At 34.1% G+C, this 26,351-nt stretch carries 22 protein-coding genes and 2 pseudogenes; 16 read left to right on the top strand and 8 right to left on the bottom strand.

What is annotated here, in order from left to right; all coding sequences use genetic code 11:
• Positions 1-141: 141 nt before the first annotated feature.
• Both F6K06_RS05590 and F6K06_RS05585 read left to right on the top strand, forming a co-directional pair.
• A complete protein-coding gene (locus tag F6K06_RS05590; protein WP_124144005.1) occupies positions 142-864 on the top strand; it encodes a 1-acyl-sn-glycerol-3-phosphate acyltransferase in 723 nt (240 codons plus the stop codon).
• Positions 865-2,329: 1,465 nt separating this feature from the next.
• Positions 2,330-2,692 carry a hypothetical protein gene (locus F6K06_RS05585; protein WP_240038846.1) on the top strand — a complete coding sequence of 121 codons (363 nt, stop codon included), beginning with the start codon at positions 2,330-2,332 and terminating at the stop codon, positions 2,690-2,692.
• Between the two features lie 305 nt (positions 2,693-2,997).
• Here F6K06_RS05585 and F6K06_RS05580 read toward each other — a convergent pair whose 3' ends face one another.
• The gene (locus tag F6K06_RS05580; RefSeq protein ID WP_192901078.1) at positions 2,998-3,468 is read right to left on the bottom strand and encodes a hypothetical protein; all 471 of its coding nucleotides are present in this window, start codon (positions 3,466-3,468) and stop codon (positions 2,998-3,000) included.
• Between the two features lie 837 nt (positions 3,469-4,305).
• Between F6K06_RS05580 and F6K06_RS05575 the strand changes: the two genes are divergently transcribed.
• From F6K06_RS05575 to glcD, 3 genes are all read left to right on the top strand, one after another.
• The gene (locus F6K06_RS05575) at positions 4,306-4,521 is read left to right on the top strand and encodes a hypothetical protein (RefSeq protein ID WP_124144007.1); all 216 of its coding nucleotides are present in this window, start codon (positions 4,306-4,308) and stop codon (positions 4,519-4,521) included.
• A 136-nt stretch (positions 4,522-4,657) separates the two neighbouring features.
• Complete coding sequence (locus F6K06_RS05570; RefSeq protein WP_124144008.1) at positions 4,658-5,098, top strand: DUF3808 domain-containing protein; 441 nt, start codon at positions 4,658-4,660, stop codon at positions 5,096-5,098.
• 541 nt (positions 5,099-5,639) lie between these two features.
• Complete coding sequence (gene glcD / locus F6K06_RS05565; protein WP_124144009.1) at positions 5,640-7,118, top strand: glycolate oxidase subunit GlcD; 1,479 nt, start codon at positions 5,640-5,642, stop codon at positions 7,116-7,118.
• A 719-nt stretch (positions 7,119-7,837) separates the two neighbouring features.
• Here the strand turns inward: glcD and F6K06_RS05560 are convergent.
• Positions 7,838-8,221 (bottom strand): annotated as a pseudogene (locus F6K06_RS05560) (IS1 family transposase); the annotation flags it as partial.
• A gap of 72 nt (positions 8,222-8,293) precedes the next feature.
• Positions 8,294-8,515, bottom strand: a complete 222-nt coding sequence (locus tag F6K06_RS05555; RefSeq protein ID WP_124144010.1) for a choice-of-anchor W domain-containing protein — start codon at positions 8,513-8,515, stop codon at positions 8,294-8,296.
• 1,181 nt (positions 8,516-9,696) lie between these two features.
• Between F6K06_RS05555 and F6K06_RS05550 the strand changes: the two genes are divergently transcribed.
• The gene (locus F6K06_RS05550) at positions 9,697-11,043 is read left to right on the top strand and encodes a TldD/PmbA family protein (RefSeq protein WP_124144011.1); all 1,347 of its coding nucleotides are present in this window, start codon (positions 9,697-9,699) and stop codon (positions 11,041-11,043) included.
• A 578-nt stretch (positions 11,044-11,621) separates the two neighbouring features.
• On the opposite strand, the pseudogene F6K06_RS05545 reads toward F6K06_RS05550, so the two are convergent.
• Positions 11,622-12,398, bottom strand: a pseudogene (locus tag F6K06_RS05545) (ADP-ribosylglycohydrolase family protein).
• Between the two features lie 337 nt (positions 12,399-12,735).
• Positions 12,736-13,734: a phosphonate ABC transporter substrate-binding protein gene (gene phnD / locus F6K06_RS05540; protein WP_124144012.1), complete on the bottom strand. Its 999-nt coding sequence runs from the start codon at positions 13,732-13,734 to the stop codon at positions 12,736-12,738.
• Positions 13,735-13,777: 43 nt separating this feature from the next.
• Here phnD and F6K06_RS05535 point away from each other — a divergent pair, with 43 nt between their 5' ends.
• A complete protein-coding gene (locus F6K06_RS05535) occupies positions 13,778-13,927 on the top strand; it encodes a hypothetical protein (RefSeq protein ID WP_161564402.1) in 150 nt (49 codons plus the stop codon).
• 1,092 nt (positions 13,928-15,019) lie between these two features.
• Here F6K06_RS05535 and F6K06_RS05530 read toward each other — a convergent pair.
• A complete protein-coding gene (locus F6K06_RS05530; protein ID WP_124142691.1) occupies positions 15,020-15,376 on the bottom strand; it encodes a hypothetical protein in 357 nt (118 codons plus the stop codon).
• 581 nt (positions 15,377-15,957) lie between these two features.
• Here F6K06_RS05530 and F6K06_RS05525 point away from each other — a divergent pair.
• The 5 genes from F6K06_RS05525 (at position 15,958) to F6K06_RS05505 (ending at position 18,341) form a co-directional block, all read left to right on the top strand.
• Entirely contained in the window at positions 15,958-16,347 is a 390-nt protein-coding gene (locus tag F6K06_RS05525; protein ID WP_240038724.1) for a DUF86 domain-containing protein, read from the top strand.
• 204 nt (positions 16,348-16,551) lie between these two features.
• Positions 16,552-16,755, top strand: a complete 204-nt coding sequence (locus tag F6K06_RS05520) for an AAA family ATPase (RefSeq protein ID WP_287240513.1) — start codon at positions 16,552-16,554, stop codon at positions 16,753-16,755.
• 138 nt (positions 16,756-16,893) lie between these two features.
• A complete protein-coding gene (locus F6K06_RS05515) occupies positions 16,894-17,241 on the top strand; it encodes a hypothetical protein (RefSeq protein ID WP_287240515.1) in 348 nt (115 codons plus the stop codon).
• A gap of 153 nt (positions 17,242-17,394) precedes the next feature.
• A complete protein-coding gene (locus tag F6K06_RS05510; RefSeq protein WP_240038722.1) occupies positions 17,395-17,673 on the top strand; it encodes an ATP/GTP-binding protein in 279 nt (92 codons plus the stop codon).
• Positions 17,674-17,675: 2 nt separating this feature from the next.
• The gene (locus F6K06_RS05505; RefSeq protein WP_287240519.1) at positions 17,676-18,341 is read left to right on the top strand and encodes a DUF3226 domain-containing protein; all 666 of its coding nucleotides are present in this window, start codon (positions 17,676-17,678) and stop codon (positions 18,339-18,341) included.
• 368 nt (positions 18,342-18,709) lie between these two features.
• Here the strand turns inward: F6K06_RS05505 and F6K06_RS05500 are convergent, their stop codons facing one another.
• Positions 18,710-19,156: an NADAR family protein gene (locus F6K06_RS05500; protein ID WP_124142689.1), complete on the bottom strand. Its 447-nt coding sequence runs from the start codon at positions 19,154-19,156 to the stop codon at positions 18,710-18,712.
• 423 nt (positions 19,157-19,579) lie between these two features.
• Entirely contained in the window at positions 19,580-21,217 is a 1,638-nt protein-coding gene (locus tag F6K06_RS05495) for a DUF655 domain-containing protein (RefSeq protein ID WP_124142688.1), read from the bottom strand.
• Positions 21,218-22,488: 1,271 nt separating this feature from the next.
• Here F6K06_RS05495 and F6K06_RS05490 point away from each other — a divergent pair.
• The 4 genes from F6K06_RS05490 (at position 22,489) to F6K06_RS05475 (ending at position 26,203) form a co-directional block, all read left to right on the top strand.
• On the top strand, positions 22,489-22,623 hold the full coding sequence (locus F6K06_RS05490; protein WP_275670255.1) for a hypothetical protein: 135 nt from the start codon (positions 22,489-22,491) through the stop codon (positions 22,621-22,623).
• Positions 22,593-22,913: a hypothetical protein gene (locus tag F6K06_RS05485; RefSeq protein WP_240038720.1), complete on the top strand. Its 321-nt coding sequence runs from the start codon at positions 22,593-22,595 to the stop codon at positions 22,911-22,913. The genes F6K06_RS05490 and F6K06_RS05485 overlap by 31 nt, the downstream gene beginning before the upstream one ends.
• Before the next feature lie 440 nt (positions 22,914-23,353).
• Positions 23,354-24,538 (top strand): cysteine desulfurase family protein, encoded by a 1,185-nt coding sequence (locus F6K06_RS05480; protein ID WP_124142692.1) that lies wholly within the window; start codon positions 23,354-23,356, stop codon positions 24,536-24,538.
• A gap of 819 nt (positions 24,539-25,357) precedes the next feature.
• Positions 25,358-26,203, top strand: a complete 846-nt coding sequence (locus tag F6K06_RS05475; RefSeq protein WP_124142686.1) for a prohibitin family protein — start codon at positions 25,358-25,360, stop codon at positions 26,201-26,203.
• Positions 26,204-26,351: the final 148 nt, after the last annotated feature.

Here is a 26,351-nt window from a genome sequence, read left to right as displayed (position 1 = left end):
AAAAATAAAAAAGATGATAACTGAAGTGTTAATTTCTATAGCTGACAGTATAAGAAGTGTCATTTAAGGATGCCACTAGAACAGGAATAAAGTTTACCTTAGAGTCAAGAAATTAAATTAGATGATTGAGCTAAAAAAACTATGATAAATCTTGACTTTATCCAAGCTTCTTTAAGGAAATTACATTCTCCAGTAAACTCAAAACCTTCTAGCATTTCTCCTTGGTTAGCATCTTTATCTTATTTTTTAGGTCATCATATAGTAATGCCATTGTATTTTCGTAAAATAAATATTATTGGAAAAGAGAATATTCCGAAAGATGGACCTGTGATTTTAGCTCCCACTCATCGTTCTCGTTGGGATGGGTTAATCATACCTTATACTACAGGTAGATTAGTGACTGGTCGAGACCTAAGATTTATGGTTAGTATGGATGAAATGAAATGTTTACAAGGATGGTTGATTAGACATTTGGGCGGGTTTCCTCTTAATCCAAAAAATCCGGCAGTTTCTTGTTTTCGCTATGGAGTAGAATTAATGTTAAAGAGGGAAATGTTAGTGATATTTCCTGAAGGTAAAATTTATCGCGATAATCAAGTTCATTCTCTCAAAACAGGATTAGCTAGAATAGGATTACAAGCTGAGTCTTATCAACAAAATCTTGGTGTTAAAATAGTGCCTATATCTTTGAATTACAACCCAGTTATTCCACGCCGTGGTTGTAATGTTATGGTTCGTATTGGTGTTCCTTTATCTGTAAATGATTATATTTATGGATCGGGGAAAAAGCAGGCACAAAACTTAACTATGGATTTAGAAGCAGCACTTAAAAATATAGATGGGCATTCAACAATTAATAATTAATAATTAATAACTGGAGAGTACAAAGTTCTGCTAAAAAACAGTTGGCTCTCAAGGTTGAAAGTGTTACTGGGAAAGGTTTACAGCACCTACGCTCTGTGAATGGAGAATTTTTAACCTTGAGTCCGTGAAACCCTTGACTAGCAATAGTTATTCCCAGAACTTTGCACTGTCTAGTTAATAATTAATAATTAATAATTACTTCTCCTGAAAACGGATAGAATTGGCGAATAAGATTTTTGTGATTTATCTATTCTTTAAATCAGAGGCTATAAATCTTGATTATTTGGTAAATCAGAGAAGAAAGAAGGAGGATTATAAATATACTTTTTCTCACCAATCAGGGTGAATAATTAATTTTCATTGTGAGTCTAAAGTTTTTGAATTTGATGACAACATCAATATTCTATAGCCAAGAATATAGAAAAGGCTTTGATTTATTTATAGTGATTTTGAAAGATTCTTGATTATCCTCAATTTTCAGCACACCTGAATACTGTCAAAAAAATATATATAATACTAGCTTGATAAATGTTGATTACAAATAATAGATGATTTTGGTATGGAGTTGGTTTATTTTTGTGAAAAATTATCGAGCTAATTGAGTGAGAAAATATATTATTGTTATTGTTATTGCTTTTTTCTAACTTCTTCCCTCTTTTGTTTGATTTCACATCTAGTTCTGGGCTGTTTCATTCTAAACTGTGATATTGTATGTATTGACGAAACTACGTTATTTCAAACTTTAGTAAATTGATCTTTCGCTGTCTGAAAATCAATAAATTTATTGCCAAAATCTAGAATTAAATGACTATGTTTCTAGATAACTCAAGCCTTATTCCTTAACTACACTATTTGTAATAATTTTTTTTCAAAATGGTATAGTATGATAATTATCAATAATTTGGAAAAAATCCAAAACTAATATGAAATACTAAAATTTTTGCTATGTATCCTTTTTCTTGTCAAAGAGTTTTAAGGGAGGTATTACGTAGCATTATTTTTCATATTTCATATGTGGATATGTGGCAGAAGGAAGAAGGAACAAGGAAAAATCTGGTGTTGCCTGAGTTTTAAGTTTTTGATATATCCGCGCTCTTTCCTTTGACTTCTATAACATTATAAGATTAAATATTTGAGTAGTGATGTACAAGTAGTGATTTTTATAGTTTTGTTTCTAAAAGTGAAAGGGATTTACTTATCAATATCACTACATTTGCAGAACTACCAAAATTTGAAGTTCCTATCTTTTTTACCTTTTCTGTATTTCTGCACAACTTATAAAAGTTTGCACCGATAGTTAGGAACAGTTTAAGATTGATCGCTATTTCTTATTCCCAAAAATTCTCAAAATTTGTACTTAATTTAGTCGAAAACTTCTGTAAAATTAAGACTACTATATGAGGATATTTCGTATATGAAGCCAGTATTGACAAATTTAATCCCTAATTTTAAATCTAGCCAAATTGTGTGTTTGGAGTATGAAAATACTTGTTTATATGCAGAAGTAATTCAAGTATTAGAAACACGCAAAATGTGTTGGGTTCGTCCTTTGTTGTTGAAATTATCTACTTCAGAGGTTAGGTGTGAAAATCATCAAAAAAATTTAGAAAAATCAAGTTTATGGGATGTGCGAGATGGTGCTGATTTGGTTTGGCCAATATGTTTATTCAGGGAAGCTATTGATACAGAGTTTATTCCACTTTTGACTGAATTAGAATTGCTAGATAGTCAAGAGAAAAATCTGCAAATTTCACACCAAAAATTACAACATTTTGTGAGGAAAGTTTGGCAGGCTTATCCTGATGCTTTTCCCTTGATTCATGATTAATATTTGGAATACTTGAGAAGTAATAAATCTAGCAATTAATCGATGTTATTTTTCTTGTATTTTCTATTTAGCGACTAATCCGGAGTGAAAGCTTCAATAATTAGGACTTGCTGATTAACTCTCAAAGCATTGACAGATAAATGCAAGTGTCTTTTTAGGTGGAAAAAAATCCCAGATTTTCGGTCTAAAAGCTCAAAAAGTTAGTATTTTGGGCAGACAAGGGCAAAAAAATTAAGGGACAATTCTTACAACCATCTCCTAATTAATTCCCATTTCTCCTGAGTTCTTAGTTCTGGGTTCTACCCTTACCAAAAGATTTTTTCAGCAAACCTTAATTCATCATAGTTAATAGTTGTTTGGGAAATATCTGGAATATTAGTTTCGGGTAAAGGTTGGGGTGATTTTTGAGGTTGTATAGTAGGATGAAATTTTTGTTGTGGAATAGGAATAGGTTGAGGGGGTGAAGGGTGAGAAATTATAGGAAAATTAAGTTTGGGAGAATAGATATAAGTCGCAACAATAAATATGAATATACCTGTTCCAGTTAGTAATATATTTGTTTCTCCTCGATCAAAAGTTTTGACAGAATTTTGATAAAGAGGTTTGATACCTGGAATATTTAAGGTAGCCATTTGAGACATAATTGTTCGAGAAACCTTAGATATTTGAGAAATAATACTCTGAGGTTGAACTTGAAGTAATGTCAACCATTCCTGTACAGTTTGAGGGCGGTATTCAGGTTGAATTTCCATTCCTTTAATAATGGCATTATTCACGCGATCGCTAATTTCTGTATTGATTTTTTTGGTTCTACTAATAAGTCTTGCTTACTTTGTATTTTTATCAGCTTGAAAATTAACTTTAAAGCGAAACGGACTTGTTTTGGTAAGGGGGTTTTATGTATGACTATAGGATTAAAATTTTGTATTTATTATTTCCAGATTTTGACCAAATATCTTCTGCATTTATGCTCAACCCTAAAATTAAAGCACTACCAGCAAGAGCAGTGATATAAATAGGAATATGTTCTTGTCTCCAATCAGTTAATCAGTTACTCCAAATACACCAATTATACCTAAAAGACTGGTAGCAAAGTCTCAAATAGACCCTGCTGCAAATATAAAAAGTAAAAATTCTTGTATTTTATTTAATATCATGTCCGGATAATTAGTTATAAAAAAACTTTCTCCTTCTTCTCCTGTTGTTCTTCTTTATTACCTCTTTCCTCCTGATTCCTGACTCCTGAGGACTGACTCCTCCGTAGTTATTTATTTATCACTGTTTAACCGGACATGATATAACTCCGAACTTGTTTAAAGTTATTTATCTGAAATAAAGAACAATTCCAACAATAATAGCTGCGACAAAAAAATATTACCATGAACAAATTATTTGAGATTCTTATTTGTTTGTGAGGAAATTTATTTTGGTTTATTGGTTCATATTCACTAGTTAATATTTCATTTTGACTAATTACTGGATAACTTGTAAATGATTCGTCTTTAATCTCCCACTTGTGAATAAAATCTTGAAATTATTTTGTGGATATAGCGTAAATAAAGTCTTTAAGAGATTGCCATTTAGTTTTAATTAACCAATTAGATAACTGCTCCTTGCGCTCTTTTTATCGGCAACTTGTACATGATGCAATTAATCCCGGAATTAATATGTTAAAGCGTCTGGCTATATATAATCAAGAACGTCAAGAAATTCAACAGCAATCCATTAGAATTGGAATTGGAATCAATACCGATGATTTAATGTTAGGAACTGTGGGAGGTGGGAAAAGAATTAGACATCTGGTGAAAATAAACTTACCCTTTATTTAACATAAGCTAGAGTTGTAAAAGTCAGTTCCCTAAATCATTTTTCGTACCTTTTTCCTAAAAATCTATTCCCTGTTACTTTCCGGAGCTGTTGCCTGTTGCCTGCTATGTGCAAAAAGTCTATATCTTTTTCACGCCTATGTCTATTGATACTACAGTGATCGGTGATGCTGTTAATTTAGCCTCTCGTTTAGAAAATTTAACTAAGTTATATGGATCTAATATTTTAATCAGTGGAAATACTTTATTTGATTTAGAAGAATTCGATAAATATAATTATCATTTTTTAGATAGAGTTAAAGTAAAAAGGAAAAAAGAAGCAGTTGCAGTATTTGAAATTTTGGATGGAGATGCTGAAGCACAAAAGCAATTAAAAATTCAAACCAAAACTGAATTTGAACAAGCTATTATTCTTTATTATCAACAAAAATATTCAGCAGCAAAAGAAATTTTCTTAAATATTTTCCACATCAACCTGGAAGACAAAGCTGTAAAACTTTATCTCAAACGTTGTCAAAAATCTCAAATTTACGGCATTCCAGAAGAATGGAAAAAAGAGATAGTAATTATAGATAAATAGTAGATTATATTATAGGGCAATTTATGAATGAAATATTACCTTATATTTATTTCTCAATATAATATCTAAATTTTTCTGTTTTTTCTTAAACGCCTATTTTTAGGCCATAAATCAGTTTCTAAAATTAATTAGTGAGAAATGGGAGTAAACCATTCCCTAAAAAAACCCTTAATTAGATGGTATAATTGAAAAATCTTAATTTAATACGATTCACACAAAAACGCTATATATAGTGAATAAAAACTATAACGTTATAGATATATAGTGTTTATAATTCATACGTTGTGTAATACCAGTTTGATAAGTGTTTGTGACAAATGGTAGGAACGTTGTATGCAACGTCCGTAGGTCAGAAGGAAGAGAAAAGAAGCAAAAAAATATTGAAGAAAAAAAAGGTAAAAATAAATAGATATAACTATCTAAAATGAATTGGAGAATCTCTTTTTAAGTATCTCTGATTGAGATGCACCTTTTTGTAGAATTCTTTTTTTAAGCTGGTATAAATCCTAATTAAAGTTCAAATATTATAAATAAAACTAAAATGCTTACCAAAAATCAACAACAAACAAAACAAAATTGGAAACAAATAGCCAAACAATTTGAAACTGTTGTGGGTAAAAAAGGCGTAGTTCAACGCAAAGAAGAATTATTAGTATATGAATGTGATGGTCTAGCTAGCTATCGTCAACGTCCCGCATTAGTAATATTACCACGCACTACTGAACAAGTCGCAGCAGCAGTAAAAATATGCGATCGCTTAAATATTCCTTGGCTTCCTAGAGGTGCAGGAACGGGTCTTTCTGGAGGGGCATTACCAATAGAAAACTGCGTTTTAATTGTCACTTCATTAATGCAAAAAATCCTGAAAATAGACTTAGAAAATCAACAAGTTGTTGTACAACCAGGAATTATAAATAATTGGGTAACACAAGCAGTTAGTGGAGCTGGTTTTTATTATGCTCCTGACCCTTCCAGTCAAATTATTTGTTCTATTGGTGGGAATATTGCCGAAAATTCTGGAGGGGTTCATTGTCTCAAATACGGTGTAACAACCAATCATGTTTTAGGACTAAAAATAGTTACTCCCGAAGGCTCAATAGTTGATCTTGGCGGACAAATTCCAGAGATGCCTGGTTATGACTTAACAGGTTTATTTGTAGGTTCCGAAGGTACCCTGGGAATAGCTACAGAAATTACTCTCAGAATTCTCAAATCTCCCGAATCAGTTTGCGTGCTTTTAGCAGGATTTCCTAATATTGAAGCTACCGGACAAACTGTGTCAGATATTATCAGTTCTGGCATTATTCCTGGGGGGATGGAGATTATGGATAATTTCAGTATTAATGCTGTGGAAGATGTCGTCAAAACCAATCTATATCCCCGAAATGCTGCTGCTGTTTTATTAGTAGAATTAGACGGTTTAGAAGTAGAAGTGGATCGAAACAAACAGCGCATCAAAGAAATATGCGAAAAAAACGGAGCTATAGAAATTACTACTGCTCATGAACCAGAAAAAAGGATGAAATTATGGAAAGGACGAAAAGCTGCTTTTGCTGCTGCTGGGAATATTAGTAAAAATTATTATGTACAAGATGGAGTAATTCCTCGGACAAAAATGGCTTATGTTTTAGGTGAAATTGAAGGAATTAGTCAAAAATATGGTTATCGTATTGCTAATGTATTTCATGCTGGAGATGGGAATCTTCACCCGTTAGTTTTATATGATGATGCTGTTGAAGGTGCTTTTGAAACTGTGGAAGAAATAGGTGGAGAAATTCTCAAGATTTGCGTGGAAGTTGGTGGTAGTTTATCTGGAGAACATGGCATTGGTTCAGATAAAAAATGTTATATGCCTTTAATGTTTAATGAGACAGATTTAGAAACGATGCAATGGGTAAGAAGTGTTTTTAATCCCAAGGGTTTAGCTAATCCTGAAAAAATCTTTCCTACACCTCGAACTTGTGGAGAGTCTGCTAATGTTCAGCAAGTTAAACAGTTTGAAGGAGCAGAGGTTTTTTAAATTTTATTTACCTTATTTATCAAATATTAGAGGCTGTTTGTAAAAGGAATATTAAATCCAGGCGTAGGGTGGGTTAGGCGACAATAATTAACAATAATTATGAGTCGCGAACCAAAATCTTAACTGTCTGCCGTAACCCACCGAACATACCGAATATTAAGCCAATATACTGTCTTAATCTTTGCTTGTACATTCACTTTCTTATCTAGTTACTAGATCAAAAAATGACAGATGAAGATAGAGACTTTAACCAAGTCAAAAGTCAAAAGTCAGAAGTTAACCCACCCCTAACCCCTCCCAGGAGGGGGATGCGTGAGCAACTCTCCAAAAATATTTCGTCTTAAAAGGCGGGGTTTTAGACCCAATTATTTTGATAAAATATTTTTGAAAATGGCAATGAATTAGAGTTACTTTATAGATGAGGAGTAGTATCTAGTGATAAATTTTCCACTTCCTACTCCCTCTTGATTTTTCAGTCAGATTACACATAAACAGAAGCAAATACAAATATTTCAGATATTGATATTAATTAAAAAATTAAACTTTTTTCTATTGAGGTACAAAAAAATTCTAGGTTTTAGGCAATAGTTCCAGAAAGCAACAGACAATAAGAAAGAAAAAGACAACTGTACCTTAGCAGAAGCTAGAAATGCTGGTAGTCCTGTAGATGTAGTGATCAAATTACAGTGAAGCGATATAGCTGCCGCACTTGCTCCCTCCGCCAACGCTTCATGATCATGGTGAATAAAATACCAAATAGCACCCAAGTGATTTTCTAATTTTTTAGAAAAGTATAAAGTTTTCCTGACTAACCGAGAAATTCTTTGACATCAAGTATTATTTAATCTTTCTATATAGGCAGTTAAACCAGTTTCTTTACCTGCTGATTTATGCCTATAATCAGGAAAAACTAAATCATCAGCTGACCAGAAATCTGTATAACAAATTGCACATTGCCTGTAGACACCAGGCAGTGAATTCCACAACCCTAATGCGCTGTTTTCTCCTAAACAGAAACCCACTATTTCTCTGGTTTCTATATCCATCGCCAGCCAGAGCTACTGTTTGTGATTTTTACTCCCAACAAATGACCACATTTCGTCGCAGGCAAAACTAGAATTTTCCCCGATTGCCTCACCATTTAGCATTAGTTTATCTACCACAACACTATTATTTTATTTACGAGCTGTTGTGCGGATAAATAGATCGTTGAAAGTATCTGTAATACTGTATTCCAAAGTTTTTCCACCAATCTCGTAGGTGAGGATACCGTCGTCGAATGTCAGAGTGAAATCTTCTCCTTGTCCGCTTACCCAATCAAAGTAACGGTACTGAGTAGGAACTTTTTGGCCGCCATTTTCATTTGATCTACTTTGATCGCCCCCAAAATCTGACAAAGTTTCAACAATTAATAATTAACAATTACCTCTTCTTAAAACAGATATAATTGACGAAAAGGAAAAAAAATTTTTATATAGATAAATTTTGATTTTTAAACTATAGCTTCAGAGAGCATTTTGATGAAAAACTAAAGTTAAAATCGGTTAATACCTTAACTGCTAAATCAATTTAAACAAGTGGCTGAATTTCTGAAATTATTTCATTGGAAAAATGAGTGGATTGAATACCAACGTAACTAACCATGATATAATCCTCTTGTGATTTGATTTTCGATCCAGGCGCTCTATGAAACAGCTAATTCAGACGAGTGCCTTTCGTATTACAATTATACTTCATTTCTTATAGTTCGACAACCTATGTAAATCAATCTAGGCAAAGAATTGAGACTGTTATAGCGCTGTGCGCAGGCAACAGGCAACAGGCAACAGGCAACAGGGGGAATAAATTGCCTATCATATAAGATTTTAGCTATTTGGCCTCTCCTGCAATTTGTAAATATACCAGCGCTCATTGCTATACTACAAAGTAGGAGAGTAGGAGAGATGGAATATTTTTGATATTTACCGAATAATTAATAATTAATAATTAAATAATTCTAGTTTAAAACCTCCCCTTGATCGGGGAAAAAATAAATAATATTTCCTGATATTCAATTCCGTAACGGTTAAAACCCGAGGTAATTATCAATTATCAATTATCAATTAATAAAAGGACTTCCGCAAATTGACTTTTAAACCACCATCTGTAGAGGCGCAATTCGGAGCTTTGCGGAGCGCAAATGGTATTCCCCCTTGCCATAAGTAGAGTCTCTGCGTAATATAATGTCCGGATAAGAGCGCGATCAAAAAAACTTTCTCCTTTTCTTCTTCTTTCTTCCCTCCTGACTCGGTCCTTCCCCTCCCCTCCTGGGAGGGGTTAGGGGTGGGTTGGGAGGGGTTAGGGGTGGGTTGACTCCTGACTCCTCCGTAGTCTATTTATAAGTATTCAACCGCAGATGATATAAGTCCTGACCTAATTAAGCGGATTTGATATAATCAGAAGTTACGCATAAGGTACGAAAAATTAGGATTTGAGATTGCTTTCCGTTCCGGAATGCTCCGCAAACCCTGTCGGTCGCAATGACGGAAATACTTTGTACTGCGTAAGTCCTAATAATAACTAATAACTGATAACTGAAATGACCACAGCCATTAAAGCAAATCTTCTTAGTCAAGACGAAGCTTTATCTTTAGTAGAAACAACTGTAAAAAAATCTGAAGCAGAAGGTATAGTCGTTAGTCTTAGCAACAACGAATCATCCCTAAGTCGCTACTCAGAAAATCAAATTAGTCAGAATATTACCAAAACAAAATTTGAACTCAACATTACCAGTTACTTCGGAACTCGCAGCGCCACTGCATCCACCACAGAATTAGACCCGGATGCCATTACAGCCACTATTCGTCGTTCCGAGGAACTTGCCCGCATTGCTCCACAAGACCCAGAATGGGTGCCACTGCTTGAACCTCAAGAATATGAAAAACGTACTCCCGCTTTTGATGAATTGACCGCTACTATCTCCCCACTAGAGCGAGGAAAAATAGTACAACAAGTATGTGCGATGAGTGCCAAAGCAGGAGTTGATGGCTCCGGTACTCTGAGTACAAATACATTTTCAGGAGCGATCGCTAACTCGGTTGGGTTACGCGCTTATAGTAAATATACAAGAGCAGATTTTAGTTTGACGGCAAGAATTGAAAATGGTTCTAGTTGGAGTCGTAGCACTGCCTGGGGAATAAACCAACTACCCACTGAAACTCTAACGGAGGAATTGATAAACCGTGCTTTTGCCTCTCGCCAACCTAGAGAAATTAACCCTGGTGTTTATCCTGTGATTTTCAGTGGGGCAGCTTTAAGCGATCTATTGATTTGGCTAATATTTAATTTAGATGCGCGGGCGGCAGATGAGGGGCGATCGTTTATGTCGCGCACTGATGAAACAGGTAAACCAGTGGGCAACCGAGTTGGGGAAAAAATGTTTAGTCCTTTAGTGCAGATGCAGCGCTATCCAGGACATCCTTTGTTGCAGTTGGAGACTTTCTCTAATAATGGGTTGAGTAATCATTATCTGGAAGTGATTAAGGATGGTGTACCACAGACTTTATCTTACAGTCGTTATTGGGCAGCACAAAAAGGTAAACAACCCACGGGTTATATGTTTCCAGTGGTGATGCAGGGTTCTGAACAAAGTTTGGCCGATTTAATTGCCCAGACAGAAAGAGCTATTTTGGTAAATCGTTCGTGGTATGTGCGTTATGTTAATCCTCGGACATTGGAGATGACTGGTATGACACGAGATGGTACTTTTTGGATTGAGGATGGTAAGATTGCTTATCCGATTAAAAATTTGCGGTTTAATCAGGTTTTGCCGGATATGTTGCGGGATGTGGATGCTGTTAGTCAAGTGCAACGTTATGGTGATAGTGTTTTGCCTGGACTAAGGGTAAAGGCGTTTAATTTTAGTAGTGTGACTGATAGTGTTTGATTCGCAGTCAGCAGTTGTAGGGGCGAATGGCATTTGCTAACGCAAAGCTCCGCTAACGCCCGCACAGGAGTCAGGAGGGAAGAGAATTCAGAAAGATGTCTAATATCATGTTCGGTTAAATACTTATAAATAACTGTTGTGGGAAGTCAGAAGTCAGGAGTCAGGAGGAGAGAGAATTACAAAGATGAGCGTAGTTATGACAATTGAAGAATTTTTTTATGTCTAATAAAACGGATTTGATATAATTAATTCTTTCCGTCTACTCCCTACTCCCTACTTCCCTACTCCTGAAAAATACTTTTTCAGCAAACCCTAATTATCTCGGTAAGGTTTAAAAATATTCTGATTTGTCAGCTCTAATTGGTGGGTTGTTTTTAATAATTGAAGGTTGAAGATATATATCAATTTAAACTAGAACTCATATAGCAATCAGGAATCAGATGTGAGAATTGAGATGTTCCTTTAAAGTATAGAATATAGCAGTTATCTTACTCATATATATTTGTTTTTTTCTTATTCTTTGTTGCCTGTTGCCTGTTGCCTGTTGCCTAAAAATCTCCAATATCTCACAACTAAAATCACATTGCTATATAATATTTTGACATAAACTCCAGAGTCAAATTTTGAAGACTTTCATCTAGAAACTCCCATATTTTCTCAGTAATAGATTCTGGTACAGCTACATAAAATGCTTGAGCAATACCTCCAGCAATACAAGCAATAGTGTCACTATCTCCACCTATAGAAACAGCATTTCTAATTGCATCTTCAAAATCTGTAGATTCTAAAAAACAAATTATTGCTTGGGGAACGGAACCTTGACAAGAAACATCAAATTTATAAGTAGGTCTAATTTATGCTAAAGTTTGACTCAAATTATAGTTAAAATTACTCTCAATATAAGACTTTATTTCATCCTTACTTTTTCCTATTCTAGCAAGAAAGATTACTGCTGCTGTAGCTTGAGCACCCTTAATTCCTTCTGGGTGGTTATGGGTAATTTCTGCACTCTTTTTTGCCTCCATTAATACTGTTTCCAAGTCATTAAAAGCAAATCCCACTGGACTAACTCGCATTGCTGACCCATTACCCCAACTATAATAAGGTTGCTTACTATCAGATTTATTCCACTGTCTAAAATTGAAGCCATAACCTGCGTAAGGATAGCGACGAAAATACTCTTTAACTGTATCAATATATTCGCGATTATTGAAGATAGAATCCGCAACTGCTACGGTCATAACTGTATCATCTGTAAATTGACTTTGACTACTAAATAGGGGAAAATCTTTGATTTTAATATTATTATGTTCATAGACAGATCCGATAATATCACCAGCTATTGCTCCTAACATTTTGCTCTTACCTTTATTTATTTAATTAACATTTTAACAAAAAAAGCAACAAAGTAAATATTTGCTTTGTTGCTTAATTCCATGGAGACTTCTGGTAATACAACAGATTTATGATTAAGATTAAGTAGATAAGCATAAATAAACCATTTTTTTAACGTTTAATTAGAGCCACCTACTTATCATCTGTAAATCCTGTTTTACTTTTGTCATTCAATAGACCTCTTGCAAAAGTTTTAATTAAATAAATTCAAGATATGAAATTCTTGATTTCATCCCCCTATTCCCTATTCCCTATTCCCTATTCCCTATTCCCTATTCCCTGACTTATGCAAGAAGTCTAATTACTTTTTATAGCTTTTAATTGTTGGCGGAATTCCTCTAATTTTTGTTTATCCTCAGCAGTCATATTTTCCTTATTTTCCAACTCTAAAATCTTTTTAGCTAGGTCTAATTCCCGAATCGGATTCCAAGTTTTATCATTTGCTTGAGCAAAACCAGACCAACCATGAGGTTCGAGAACTTTTGCTTCTTTATAGTTATAGAAAAAATCACGAATTTTCTGTTTTAAATCTGCTGGTAAATCTTGACGATAAGCAATTGGGTCGCTAGGAATTAAAGTAGAAGTCCAGATAGTTTCTATATTAGCTCTTGCTTTTGGATTTGTTTTTTGGAGTCGGTCTAAAGCTTCATTATTATTAGTAGCTACATCTACTTGATTATTAGCTATTGCTAAAGCTGTTGCTTCGTGACTGCCGGAAAAAATTAAGCGTTTAAATGCTTTTTTGGGGTCAACTTCGTTTTGAGCAAAAACATAGTAACTCGGTACTAAAAAACCGGATGTAGAGTTCGGGTCATTAAAAGCAAAAGTTAAATTACTTGCATTTTTAATCACATATTTATCGCCTCCCATTGCTTTAGCTTCAGCAACTATAGGATTATCTTTGTTAGTAATTAAATGAGAGTAATAACCTTTACCACCTTCTGTATCTACTACCTGGGCAAAAGCTTCAGCATTAGAACGTTTTGCTGCTTCAATATAGGATTTTCCTCCATACCAAGCTAGGTGGACATCCCCAGTTCGCATGGCTTCAATTACTGCTACATATTGAGTCACATAAAATGCTTTAACTGGTAAACCAATAGAATCAGAAAGTGCTTTGATAAAGGGTTCCCAAATGGGTCTTTGATTACTTTGAGATTCGGTGGAAATAATGCCAAATTTTAGTTCTTTTACCTGAGCTAATGTTTGGGGTGAGAAAGTTAAATTAGCTAATTTTGCTCCGGCTAAAGATAGAGCAAATAGAGATGAATTTTTAACAAATTTACGTCGTTCCATAGGGTTCTTTTCTCTGGAAATATTAGTAGTTGTCAGTTATAGTTTGGTACCAATCAGCTTTTGTGTTTTTTTACAGACAGATTTGTCCGTCGATCGATTATCCTATATTAATGTTAAGCCTTGGTTAAGCTCCCTTTCGAGAATTTTTGAGTTAGAAATTGGCGATCGCTACGAAATAAATACTAGCTATTAAACAGCTATAGCTCAGTAGCAATCAGCTTTTGTTTTTTCAGAGACAGGTCAATCTGTCTAATACATTATTAGAGTGCCGCTACGCGGAAGTTAAAAGTCAATCATTTTTGATTTGTAATTGTTTTAGGATTTTGTAACTGGTCAGTTATTTCCACCATCCTCCACTAGATTAATGTTAAGCTTTGGTTAAGTTCATTTTCTAGGATTTTTGAATTAGAAATTAGCGATTGCTACGAGATAAATAATATCTATAGCAATCCTATTTTATTCGTGTCAAAAATCTTACTGCTTTTTAGGGAACACTTAACTGGGAACAGGGAACAGGTAAGAGTTTCAGTTTTTTTATTTACTTTTTGATTTGTCACGACCTATTTAGGATTGCTATATGAAACAGCATCATCGCAATAATTTTCGGCTATCAAGTTTTGCTGATTTTATTGACTGTTAATAATTGAAAAATGACACTTAATTAGACTTTTTGATAAATAAAGTTTATAGCAGTATGAGCTGCTATATAATTTTTTTTATGCAGTTAAGGTATTTTCTGAGCACCTAGGAAAAATTCTATCAGGCACGCTTTAACGAAAAAAAATTCCCACCATAATCTTAAAGTTTGGTAGAGAATAATGTTAATTAGTTGTTAGCTGAAAGGCTGGAAATAACTAACTCTAATAATTAAGAAAATGCAGTTCTATCTAGTTGGTCTAATTGGTTAATAAATTCTATTTCACCAGATTCTATTCCGTCTTGGTAAATTACTTTCTCACAAATATAAAAGGCTAAGTGCTTTTGAGAGGGGTCTAAAGACCGCGCGGAAATACAGCAGATTCCACCAAAGGTGAGGTACACCCCGAAGCGGGCAAGATGCCCGCACTTGCATTCATTCAATTGTTAATCTCTGTACTTTATATACTTAGAGTCTGCTGTATCAAAAGCTTAAAAATCAGACAAAGCCAGATTTTTCCTTCTTGCTTATTGCTTCTTCCTTCTTTCTTCTGCTATATAAAAAACTCTCCACCATAATGTAAAATTTAGTATAGAATAATGTTGATTACTTGTTAATTTAAAAACTGTAAAAAGTTAATTCTAATAATTAAGAAAATACCAATCTGTGTAATTGGAAAAAGAATCTCATTTCAGACTCTTTTACTTCTTTGTCTATGTGAATTACTTTATAGCAAATGTGAAAGGCTAGATGCTTCTCAGAATCTGTTAAAGGCTTTAATGCCTCCAAAGCAAAATTAAGTGCTGTTCCAGGATTGTTTGCAGCACCTTTAGATTGATAAATTCTAATACATAGGTCGATAAAGGGTCTTACTTCATCTGGAGAAGTTCTCAACAGATAGGAACCATCATCAACAATGAAGTTCTTTTCTTGTTCAGAGGCTTGACCATCTACAACAGTAGCTAGCGCAGCCAATTTTAAAATATTTTCAGCAGTAGGATTCATAATTCCCTTCCATTAAAGTGATTAGAGAAGTGGTTATTCATTGAGGTAATTACATCAATAACTAACTAATCTTCTTACTAATCAGCCTAAATCAAAATCATCAATTTTCAGTTAATTCACTTATCAATATTTGGCAAAAAATATTTCGATGACAATTAGAAATTCTCATAACTTCCGGTCAACTAATTTTTCCTATTTGTAGTCAAATAATGTTTTCTCAAAAATATAAATAATATATAAAATTTTATTACTTCTAAGTCAGTATTTTGATATAGTAATTATTTATATTTATTTATGCTAATATAATTACATCTCTTGCCAAAGTTCCAAGAATGAAAATCAATCAAAATCAACTCAAAAATCATCTTTGATTCCTCTAATCACAGCCATTTATTATCTGCTAACCCACTCATAAATAAATAATTATTAAATCTCAAAAAATCAGTAAAATTATTAACTATAAATACCTAAATTATATTTTTAGTGTTTCTCTATACATTGCTATAACTAAAATTATCTCTTGGGCCGAGGTTTATTTACCAGGAGCTGGTTGGGTTGTTCTAGACATCACCTCTGGTTTTTTGACAGCAGAAAATCACATTCCTCTGGTCTGTACTCCCGAACCCACTGCAGCAAACCCAGTAAGAGGCACCACCGAACCTTCCGAGTCTAACCTGGAATTTTCCGTTACTGTTTCTCGCTATCAAGAAAAACCCAGACCTACCAAACCTTATACCGAAACGCAATGGCAAAAAATTAACACCCTTGGTCGGCAAGTCGAGGAAAAACTAAGACGTTTGGGTTTGGGGTTAACTACCGGAGGGGAGCCAACCTTTATTTCTATTGATGATTTTGAATCACCCCAATGGCGAGTAGAAGCGTTTATTCAATGGCGACAAATAGCTGGATTTAGAGATGTTCTGGTTCATAACTATTTAAACATTAATCTAAATCGAGTTTGGGGTGTATAGCGCTACGCGCAAGGCAAAAGTCAAAAAGCAAAAGTCAAAAATAATCGATGACTGAGTGTGATAATTTAGAAATGTCCTCACCTTTACTTAAATTGCTATAATTGAAAAGGATTTATCTATCTCTTAAAGAAAAAGTTGAAAATTTACTATCGTCTTAAAATTAATTTTTTTTTATTTTTAAGTAGATATAAACAGGAAATAAATATGTTGAAATCGTTGAGTATAAATAATTTTCGTTGCTTCCAATCTTTTGAACTTCAACAACTTAGCAGAGTTAATTTGTTGGTGGGGATGAATAATAGTGGAAAAACTTCAATTTTAGAAGCTATTCAACTTTTATATTGCTCGTACCAACCCGAACAATTCCAGAAAATTATGTTTTATCGAGGAGAGTTTTTATTGAAATAACGCTCTAAACTGCTAGATATTCGTCACCTTTTTTATGGGCGTGAAATTTCAGGAGGAAGTGAGTTTTCTGTAGTAGGAATTAATGATAAATATCAGGAAAATCTAATTGCTTCAATACAAGTAGGTTCACCGAATAAATTGAAGGGACAATTAAGTTTATTTGATAATGTAGAAGAAATTACTGATGAACTAGAAATAGATGAATTAGAAGATATTTTTTTTATGCTTGATTGGAAAAAAAAAGAAGTTAGCATAAGACGCAGATTATCACCAGATGGAGGTATGGATATTCGTATGTTAAGGTCATCTAGAATAACTACAAAAGCAGTTATAAAATCTCAATTTATTACACCTTTATCTTTGGATATTAATGAAATGACTCGATTATTTGATAAGATTGTTTTAACACTAGAGGAAACATTTATCCTAGAAGCATTACAAATTATTGAATCTAAAATTGAACGTATTGCTTCAATAAGCCCTTAAAAATACGGTTATAATAATAGAATTGTAGGAGCAAGAGGTGGGTTTCTAGTAAAAGTTTCTGACCAAAAACAACCCATACCTATTGGCAGTATGGGAGAAGGAATGTGGCGAATTTTAGCATTAGCTATCGCTCTTGTTTCTGCTTAAGGTGGAGTGTTACTTGTAGATGAAATTGATACGGGTTTACATTTTTCTACAATGTCTGATATGTGGAAACTTATTTGGAAAACAGCAAAAAAATTAGATGTTCAAGTATTTGCTACTACTCATAATAGTGATTGTTGGAGTAGTCTTGCTGATGTTATTCAAAATGAAGATTTAGAGGGTGAAGAAATTACAATTCACAGAATAGAAGCTAATAAAAATGCTTCTGTAGTTTTCACAGAACCTGAAATTGTTATTGCTGCACAACGTCACATCGAGGTGCGATAGTAATGGCAACAAAAACAAGAAAATTACCTCCTAAAAATAAACTATTGGTAGAGGGTGCTGAGGATCAAAGAGTTATTCCATATTTGATAGAAGCTAATGATATTCCTTGGGAAGATAAAAATAAACAACCATTTGTATATATTGAATCCTTTGATGGCATAGAAAAACTGCTAAATAAAAATGTAATTTCTACAGAGTTAAAAGCATCTGGACTTTCTGCATTAGGTCTAATGGTTGATGCAGATGATAATTCAAAGGATAGATGGCAAAGTATTAGAAATGTTTGTTTACCAAGTCTTCCTGATTTTCCTGAAAATTTACCAGAAATAGGTCTAATTCATCAGACAAGTTTTGGTGTTAAATTTGGAGTTTGGGTGATGCCAGATAATAAAATTTCTGGAATGTTAGAAACATTTCTGACTTATATAATTCCTGACGAAAAAGAATTGCTTTGGAATTATGCACAAACAGCAGTTAAAGAAGCTAAAAATCAAGGTGCGCCATTCATAGAAAATCATACTGATAAACCTAATATTCATACATGGTTAGCATGGCAAAATACTCCCGGTCGCCAATTACATAATGCTGTTATGGAAAGAATATTAAATCCCAAACATCCCCAAGCTCAAATATTTATTAACTGGTTTAAAACATTATATGACTTGTAAAATTTATTAAATTTAATTTTAACTATGGCAATCATTGTCGAATTTGTAAAAAATCCCAAAATAGATAAACAGTCTCAAAATTTTACTTTTGTTAGCTCTCTCCTTTTTTCAGGATATTTTCTACAAAACTCAAATATGACTCCCATATCAAAATTATGAGTTATACAAATTGAAGTTATCTATAAAATTATTTATAGTCATTCTGAATAAGACTGGAACACTTTTTTAGGTGAAACTCTTTCAAGGTAAGAAACCCTTGTCTCAATCTTAACTGGAATGACTATATAATTTATATAACTCTCAAGATAGGAGCAATCGCCTGACGAAATTGACAAAATCCTATACCAGTTAACTGTTTAATTTATCTGTTAATTATTAATTGTTGAACTCAACATATCTCGTACTGCCATTAAAATTTTGCCTAATTTATTTTTCCCACTACCATCTTTTCTCTGACCCCAATATAAATCCACGGGAGATTTATAAACAATTTCTTCATTCCCAGTAGACAGTAATATTTCCCGAATCTCAGAATTAGTAGCAAATTTGTTGAATACTGCCTTTTGCATAATATCATATTTTACCTGTTCCCAATCTGAACGTAATGGGCGTTTGCGATCGCCTCCCAGATTTGCTGCTTCTCCTGGTGTTGCTGCTAAACGAATTTCATCAGCATCAGGCATACCTGGAAATTTTTGAGCTTGAAAATAATGTTCGCTAGTTGGCCACCAATAACCATCTAATTCAAAACCATGAGCAGAACAATTGGAAAAACAACCGTATCTGCTCAGAGTGCTATAAAATGAAATTGCCATAATATCAATTTGATAAATGTTTGCTACAAATAGCTAGGATATTTTTTAGGAGTCATGAAGTCAGGAGTCAGGAGTCAGGAGTCAGGAGGAATTAGAAAGATTTATTCGTACAATAAAAAAATGATAAATTCCATAAATTCTAAAAATTCAACTTTTTTCCCTCTTTTTTATTATGTTTTTCTTTCCCAGTTAAGTTTTCCCTAGGGCAATCAAACTTTGTACCTCCAAGACTCGAAAACTGCTGTAAGTTTTTTCATACTTTTAAACCTTCTTCCTTCTTACTTACCGAAAAATTGTGGTTTAAAGCCTCTCCTTTTAAGGGGATAATAAAGAAAAATTTTTTTTTGAGTCAATCCTATCAGTTTTAAAGGAGAGGTAATTGTTAATTATTAATTATTAATTATTAATGATTAATTGTTGAACTTACCAGGTGACTTGATCGCTTAACTTATCTAATATTTGAGGTCCAATTCCAGACACTTGGTCTAGGTCAGCTAAAGATGTAAAAGGTTTATTTTGTCTAGCTTGAATAATCCGCTCTGCTAATTTTGGTCCAACACCAGGTAATGTTTCCAATTCTTTAGCAGTAGCTGTATTGAGATTAATCTTAGTGTTAGTATCTATTGTGGGATTTTGAGTTTCTGTTAATTGATTGCCACATTCTTTTTGTTGTTTCTCTACTTTTTTAATCAACCAGGATGGTATACCCAGAGTAGCTGTTTGATAAAGTCTTTGAAATTCACGGTCAAAATGAGCTGCTACTGTAGAATTTTCAATTATCAATAAAGTTTCATCGTTGTTTTTATTAGCTGCTTCAGTCCAATTGTGAGAACCAGTTATAACAATCGAATTATCAATAATTCCGAATTTGTGATGCAGGCGATCGCCAGGGAGTAAATTTGGTACTCCTACTGTAAAAATTGGTTTCTCCCAAGTCCGATTATCTGCTTCATATTTACATTTATTAGCCAAGGCAATACCCATCATATCTAATCCTTCACTATAATAGCGATAGGCAAAACTTGGATCGATTAAACCTTGAATTAATACTCCTTTTTTAGATTGATTTTCTAGAGTATTAACTAATGGTTGTGATGAAAATACAAAGAGGGATAAATCAATAGATTTTTGTGCTAATTCTAATGTTTGATTAATTAAACCATTAGTACTTTGCTGCCAAGATTTAGTATTAGAAATAGGAGAAAACTTTACTGCCACTTTCGTATCTCCAATAAATATTTGTCTGACAGGTCTAAATGGTTTTTTCACGCCAAACTTACTATCCTGTTTTCCACCAGGTCCGTCTCCCCATAAGAGATTAAATTCTTCTGTGAACAGTTCAGCTAATTCAGAACTTTCTATTTTTAAAAGATTATTAGCATTTCCTCTACTCATAGATTCTGAAAAATCTCCATGAATACCGCTATTAGTAAAATTAGCTGAAGTAACAATAATAGTTTGACCGTCCACAACCACAAATTTGTGGTGCATAAGGCCACTACCCTTAGAACCATCGGCAGTGTCATCAATCAAGGGAACCCCTGCATTAGTTAAGATCACAAGAGCATCACTGCCGTTAATTTCATCTTGACTAAGATAACCATCCATGTTGTTATCAGCAAGCTGAAAAAATTCTATGTAGCGTTCGTGCTCCCGTTCAGATAGTTGAGTTACTTCAAATTCAGTCAAGCTTCCCCAAGAACGATTGTAGGTGTTTTCAATAATTACTCGTACCTTTATCCCTGCTTGATAACGTTCGACCAAAGCTTGAGCAATACCAGGTAAACGTAACTCTTGAACCGCCACATCTACACTAGAAGTAGCATTAGCAATAGTATCAATGATTATTTCCTCAAGATTATCTCCCAACCTAGTTTGCTGGCGATCAGACTCAGTATAGGTTGAAGCTTGGGACTGATTAAAATAAGCTTCAATTAAGGGGTCTTGTGGTAATTGGGGAAAATGAGGAACTAACTGCTGATTTGTATTCTGACAAGCAGTGAGACTCAGAACCAATAGTAAAATATAAACAAAGCGCAGTTGAGTAGAAAAAAATAGCACTGATTTAAGGAAAGCCAATATCCTATTAATTAGGGTGAGATAGTTCACAAGGGTAGGTTTTTTACTTTCTGGTTGGACTAGACTTGGAGGACAAAGATGACTTGGGAGAAAAAAGCGTAGATATTATGAGTTTGAATGTATTTCTGCTTACCGAAAAATTGTGGTCTAAAGTCTCCCCTTTTAAGGGGATAAAAAAGAGAATATTTCTGATATCAAGTCTCCTTATTGCAGAGGTACTGTTAACGCAGTTCCGACCATAGGAGGCTAAATGATAACTGAAATGACCTGCCCACAGAAATCTTAGCAAAAGTCCCCCTGAAAGGGCTATGGTTTATAAACATATTTCTTAAGATAAAACTTGACAAAAGAGGGAAGTTATGTAAATGCCATTAAATGAATATTTTGGTAACGTATTTAATTTAGAGGCTTTTCTCCCCTCATCTCCCCAGGGCTAATTTTTTGTCGTCAGATAATATTTATATGAATTATGAAATACATTTAATTGTGCAAATATACGAATCTCCCCCCTCCTGTAAGGAGGGCTGTTTCAAAGTATAGTATATTAACGATTTAGGGAGAACGGGAGATGAGGGAATAGGGAAACACTGAAATTTACTAAAATTTGCCGATTTTTTAGCCAATAGCTGTAGTTAAACTCTGAGAGGATATCTGGTTCAACGTCGCTTAAATGACAAAAATTCGTATTTTTGACCTTCAAGGATAATTGATAAATTTGACTGAAATCCTGACTATGTGTGCCAAAATTTCCTAGTTATCCCCATCTATCTATCTCCCTCTCTGTTTTTCGCATCGGATGAAACAGCCTTGCCCTCCTGGAAGGAGTTAGGGGTGGTTGCCCATCTCCCTATCAATTTTTCTCTAGTGACAATGAATGAGTCCTGCCCCATCTCCCCACCTCCCCATCTCCATGAGGTACAAAAAACTAGGATTTGATATTGCTTTCCGTTCCGGACTGCTCCTGCAAACCCTGTAGGTCGCTTCGGATAAAAATTAGGTTGCAGGTGCGTAAGCCCTATTAACTAAAGAACTACACTAATTTATAATACCTAGTGCAGTGGCCTGAATCTTAAACATTTTTGTTAGTTCTATTTGAATCATTAGAAAATATTGATGTTGAATATTGTGTCATAATGGCCGATAATGTTAAATTGAGAGTGCACTATGATGCTACTAAAGTGTAATAAGTAGTTTGTGGATTTTTCAATCAGGTCTTGAACAAAATATTTAACGATGACCAAAACTGAGAGAACTTGGTAACAACTAACTTTGCTGTTTTATGCCGAAAAGAAAAAGGACTTTTCCGTGTGGCCATAAGGGATATGGGAGAAAATGCCATCGTTGTGAACAACAGGAGATGGCAAAGCAAAGAGTTGATGAAAAAATAGCGGAAAAGCGAGAAAAAAAGTTAGAATGGGAAGCTTCTTTCGATGGTGATTTGATAGACTTGAGAGGTTTACCAGATTATGTAGTGGTTAAAGCCAGGTCAATTATTTCTGCATTAAATGATAATCAAAGCTATCGAGAATTTGGAGGTAAACGGCTCCGCCATAATCGTTTCATAGTAAGTATACCTGTTACTCGCAACTATAGAATGATTTGTCAAGATTATGGTAATTTTGTCATACCACAGAAAGTTATGTCACATGAAGATTATAATGTTTGTAAACCTAAGTAGCTATTCAACAATTAATAATTAATAATTAATAATTAATAATTGCCTCTCCTTGAAAACAAGAGGATTAACGAGACAGGAAAATTTTTTCTTATCTTGCTATCATGGATATTGCTCTGAGACATTGCTATTCCTCGACCGCTTTTTTCTCCTTTAAAGGAGAGGCTTTAAACCTTAATTATTCGCTAACTTTTTAGAATTTAACTATTAAAAGTATAGAAATATCTGAGTTACAACAGCCACATTAAAAATAATTCATATATATAGCAGTCCTATTAGAATTTTTAAGCAAATATCTGGGAATTTACAGAGTAGATATATCGCGTAATTTTGTCTGACTACTTAAACAATTTTTATTTACTTTTTCACTCCTTTATCTCAAAAATTCTGTGACAATATTTTGATTATATTGTAGAAGTTAATGATAAAAACGGATAGACATGATGCAAATTTATCTAGACTATAGTGCCACAACACCAACAAGGCCAGAAGCGATCGCTGTTATGCAACAAGCTTTTACCCAACAGTGGGGTAATCCATCTAGCTTACATAAATGGGGCCAGAGATCGGCAACATTAGTCGAGAGGGCAAGAATAAAAGTAGCTAATTTGATCAATACAGTGCCAGAGTCAATTATTTTTACTTCTGGGGGGACTGAAGCTGATAATATGGCAATCATGGGTGTAGCACGTTGCTATGAAAAACCCCAACATATCATTATTTCTAGTGTGGAACATTCTGCGATTTCAGAACCAGCAAGAATGTTAGAAAATTGGGGTTGGCAAGTTACAAGATTACCTATCAATAGACAAGCAAGGGTAGATCCAGAAAAACTACAAGCAGCATTACAAGCAAATACAGTTTTAGTATCAATAATTTATGGTCAAAGTGAAGTAGGCACTCTCCAACCTATTGAGGAACTAGGTAATATTTGTCGTTCTCATGGGGTTTTATTTCATACTGATGCTGTTCAGGTGGTAGGACGTTTACCAATAGATGTACAAAAACTGCCAGTAGATTTATTATCTTTATCAAGTCATAAAATTTATGGTCCTCAAGGTGTGGGGGCGCTTTATATCAGAGAAGGTGTAGAGCTAGTACCGATATTGACTGGTGGTGGCCAGGAATTGAAATTACGTTCTGGTACTCAGGCCGTAGCAGCGATCGCTGGTTTTGGAGTGGCAGCAGAATTAGCTAATGAGGAAATGACGACAGAAACATTAAGGTTAATCAGATTGCGCGATCGCTTATTTGAACAGATGGCACAAACTCCTTATGTAATTTCTACTGGGGATAGATGGCACAGACTACCTCATCATGTTAGTTTCTGCATTGTTCCCCCAGAAGTTGAAATAGAGGAAACGGAAGATAAAATTACAGGTAAAACTTTGGTGCGACAGTTAAACTTGGCTGGAATTGGTATTAGTGCTGGTTCAGCTTGTCATAGTGGAAAGGTAACTCCAAGTCCAATATTACTGGCAATGGGATATACAGAAGAGGCTGCAACTAGAGGTATTCGTTTAACATTAGGACGAGAAACAACGGAAGCAGATATTGATTGGACAGCAATGGTACTGAAACAAATTTTGGAAAGACTGATGCCTAGAAAACTTGCTATTGTGAATTAAAAATAAATATACCATTTCAGGAGTCAGGAGTCAACCCACCCCTCGCCCCTCCCCCTCCCAGGAGGGGAAGTCAGGAGTCAGGAGGAAAGAAGAAGGACAAGGAGAAGAAAGTTTTTTTATAGCTAATTAAACGGATATGATATTAAGTATCAATGATATCATGTCCGTTGGGGCGCGTTTGTGTAAACCCAAGCATGAATATATGAATATATATAGCAAATTGAAGTTTTTTCTTGCTCTTAACTTAAGCCTTCCTACCTCTTGCCTCTTGCCTCTTCCTTCTTCCTTCTTCCTTACCTTCGCGCTTACAATACCGATGCTACCGGACATAATCTGACAAATAATTTTGTCTTACTCTCTCTCTGTAGGCAAGGAATTAGGATATGTATATTGTGATCGCTTTATTCAAAGTAAAAGTAGTACAAATTTCAACTATATTAATTATTCCCAATATGATTTGTTCAATGGCAGTATTTAGTCTTTCATAACTTTTGTTATTTTGAAACTTAGTATTAATGTGCAAAAAATACTATTACTTAATATCAAGCACATTAGTCAAAAAAGTAGTAATTATCTTTTTCTTTTTGGGGTTAATACCTTACCGCCTACAGGGTGTTTATAATTCCTTGGGTTTTGAGTCGCCATTCACTTTTCTCTACTTCTTTTTTCCTTCTTTCTTCTTACTTATTCCTTATTCCTTCTTCCTTCTTAAACAAGTCTAAAAATATTATATAATTTGAATGGTAATTTTCAATTTGAACTAAGATTAACAAAGAAAATATACCAATAACTCATAGTCTCAAAATTCGGAGAAAAAAATTGAAAAATCAACAACAAAGTTTACAAACATTAATATTAGCAACTGTGTTATCATTCGTATTGCTAATTGGCTTCAATTCCTTTGTAATTATTAATCCTGGTCAAGCTGGTGTTATTAGTATTTTAGGTAAAGCTAGAGATGGCGCTCTCTTAGAAGGCATTCACTTTAAACCTCCTTTGATTTCTCAAGTTGATATCTATGATGTGACTGTACAAAAGTTTGAAGTTCCAGCCCAAAGTTCTACAAAAGATTTACAACAATTATCAGCAAGTTTTGCAATTAACTTTCGCTTAGACCCCGTGCTGGTAGTAAAAATCAGAAGAGAACAAGGAACTCTACAGAATTTAGTTGCGAAAGTAATTGCACCACAAACTCAAGAATCTTTTAAAATTGCTGCAGCTAGAAGAACTGTTGAAGAAGCTATTACTAAAAGAGTAGAATTGAAAGCAGACTTTGATAATGCTTTAGGTTCTCGTTTAGATAAATATGGCATTATTGTGTTAGATACTAGCGTAATTGATTTAACATTTTCTCCTGAATTTGCTAGAGCAGTTGAAGAGAAGCAAATTGCCGAACAAAAAGCACAACGAGCAGTATATGTTGCTGAAGAAGCAGAACAAGAAGCTCAGGCAGATATTAACCGTGCAAAGGGTAAAGCAGAAGCTCAAAAACTATTAGCTGAAACACTAAAAGCACAAGGTGGTGAGTTGGTTTTACAAAAAGAAGCGATCGAAGCTTGGAAAGCAGGTGGTTCTCAGATGCCTAAAGTTTTAATTCTGGGAAATGACAAATCTCAAACAGCTCCTTTTATTTTCAATCTTGATAATTTGGATGAAAATAAATAGCAGGGAATAGGGAACAGGGAATAGGGAACAGGGAAAAACATTGGCGTTGCTGAGTGGTAATGATTTTTAGATTAAGTCTCAACGCTAAACATCAGTTTTTCAATTTTACCTTCAGCTACTTAACATTACATTTGAGCAATGCCAAAAT

The sequence above is a fragment of the Okeania sp. SIO1H4 genome, from assembly GCF_010672695.1.
GTDB lineage: Bacteria > Cyanobacteriota > Cyanobacteriia > Cyanobacteriales > Microcoleaceae > Okeania > Okeania hirsuta.
The sequence above is the reverse complement of the archived record's forward strand: the minus strand, read 5'-3'. Positions and strand labels throughout refer to the sequence as shown.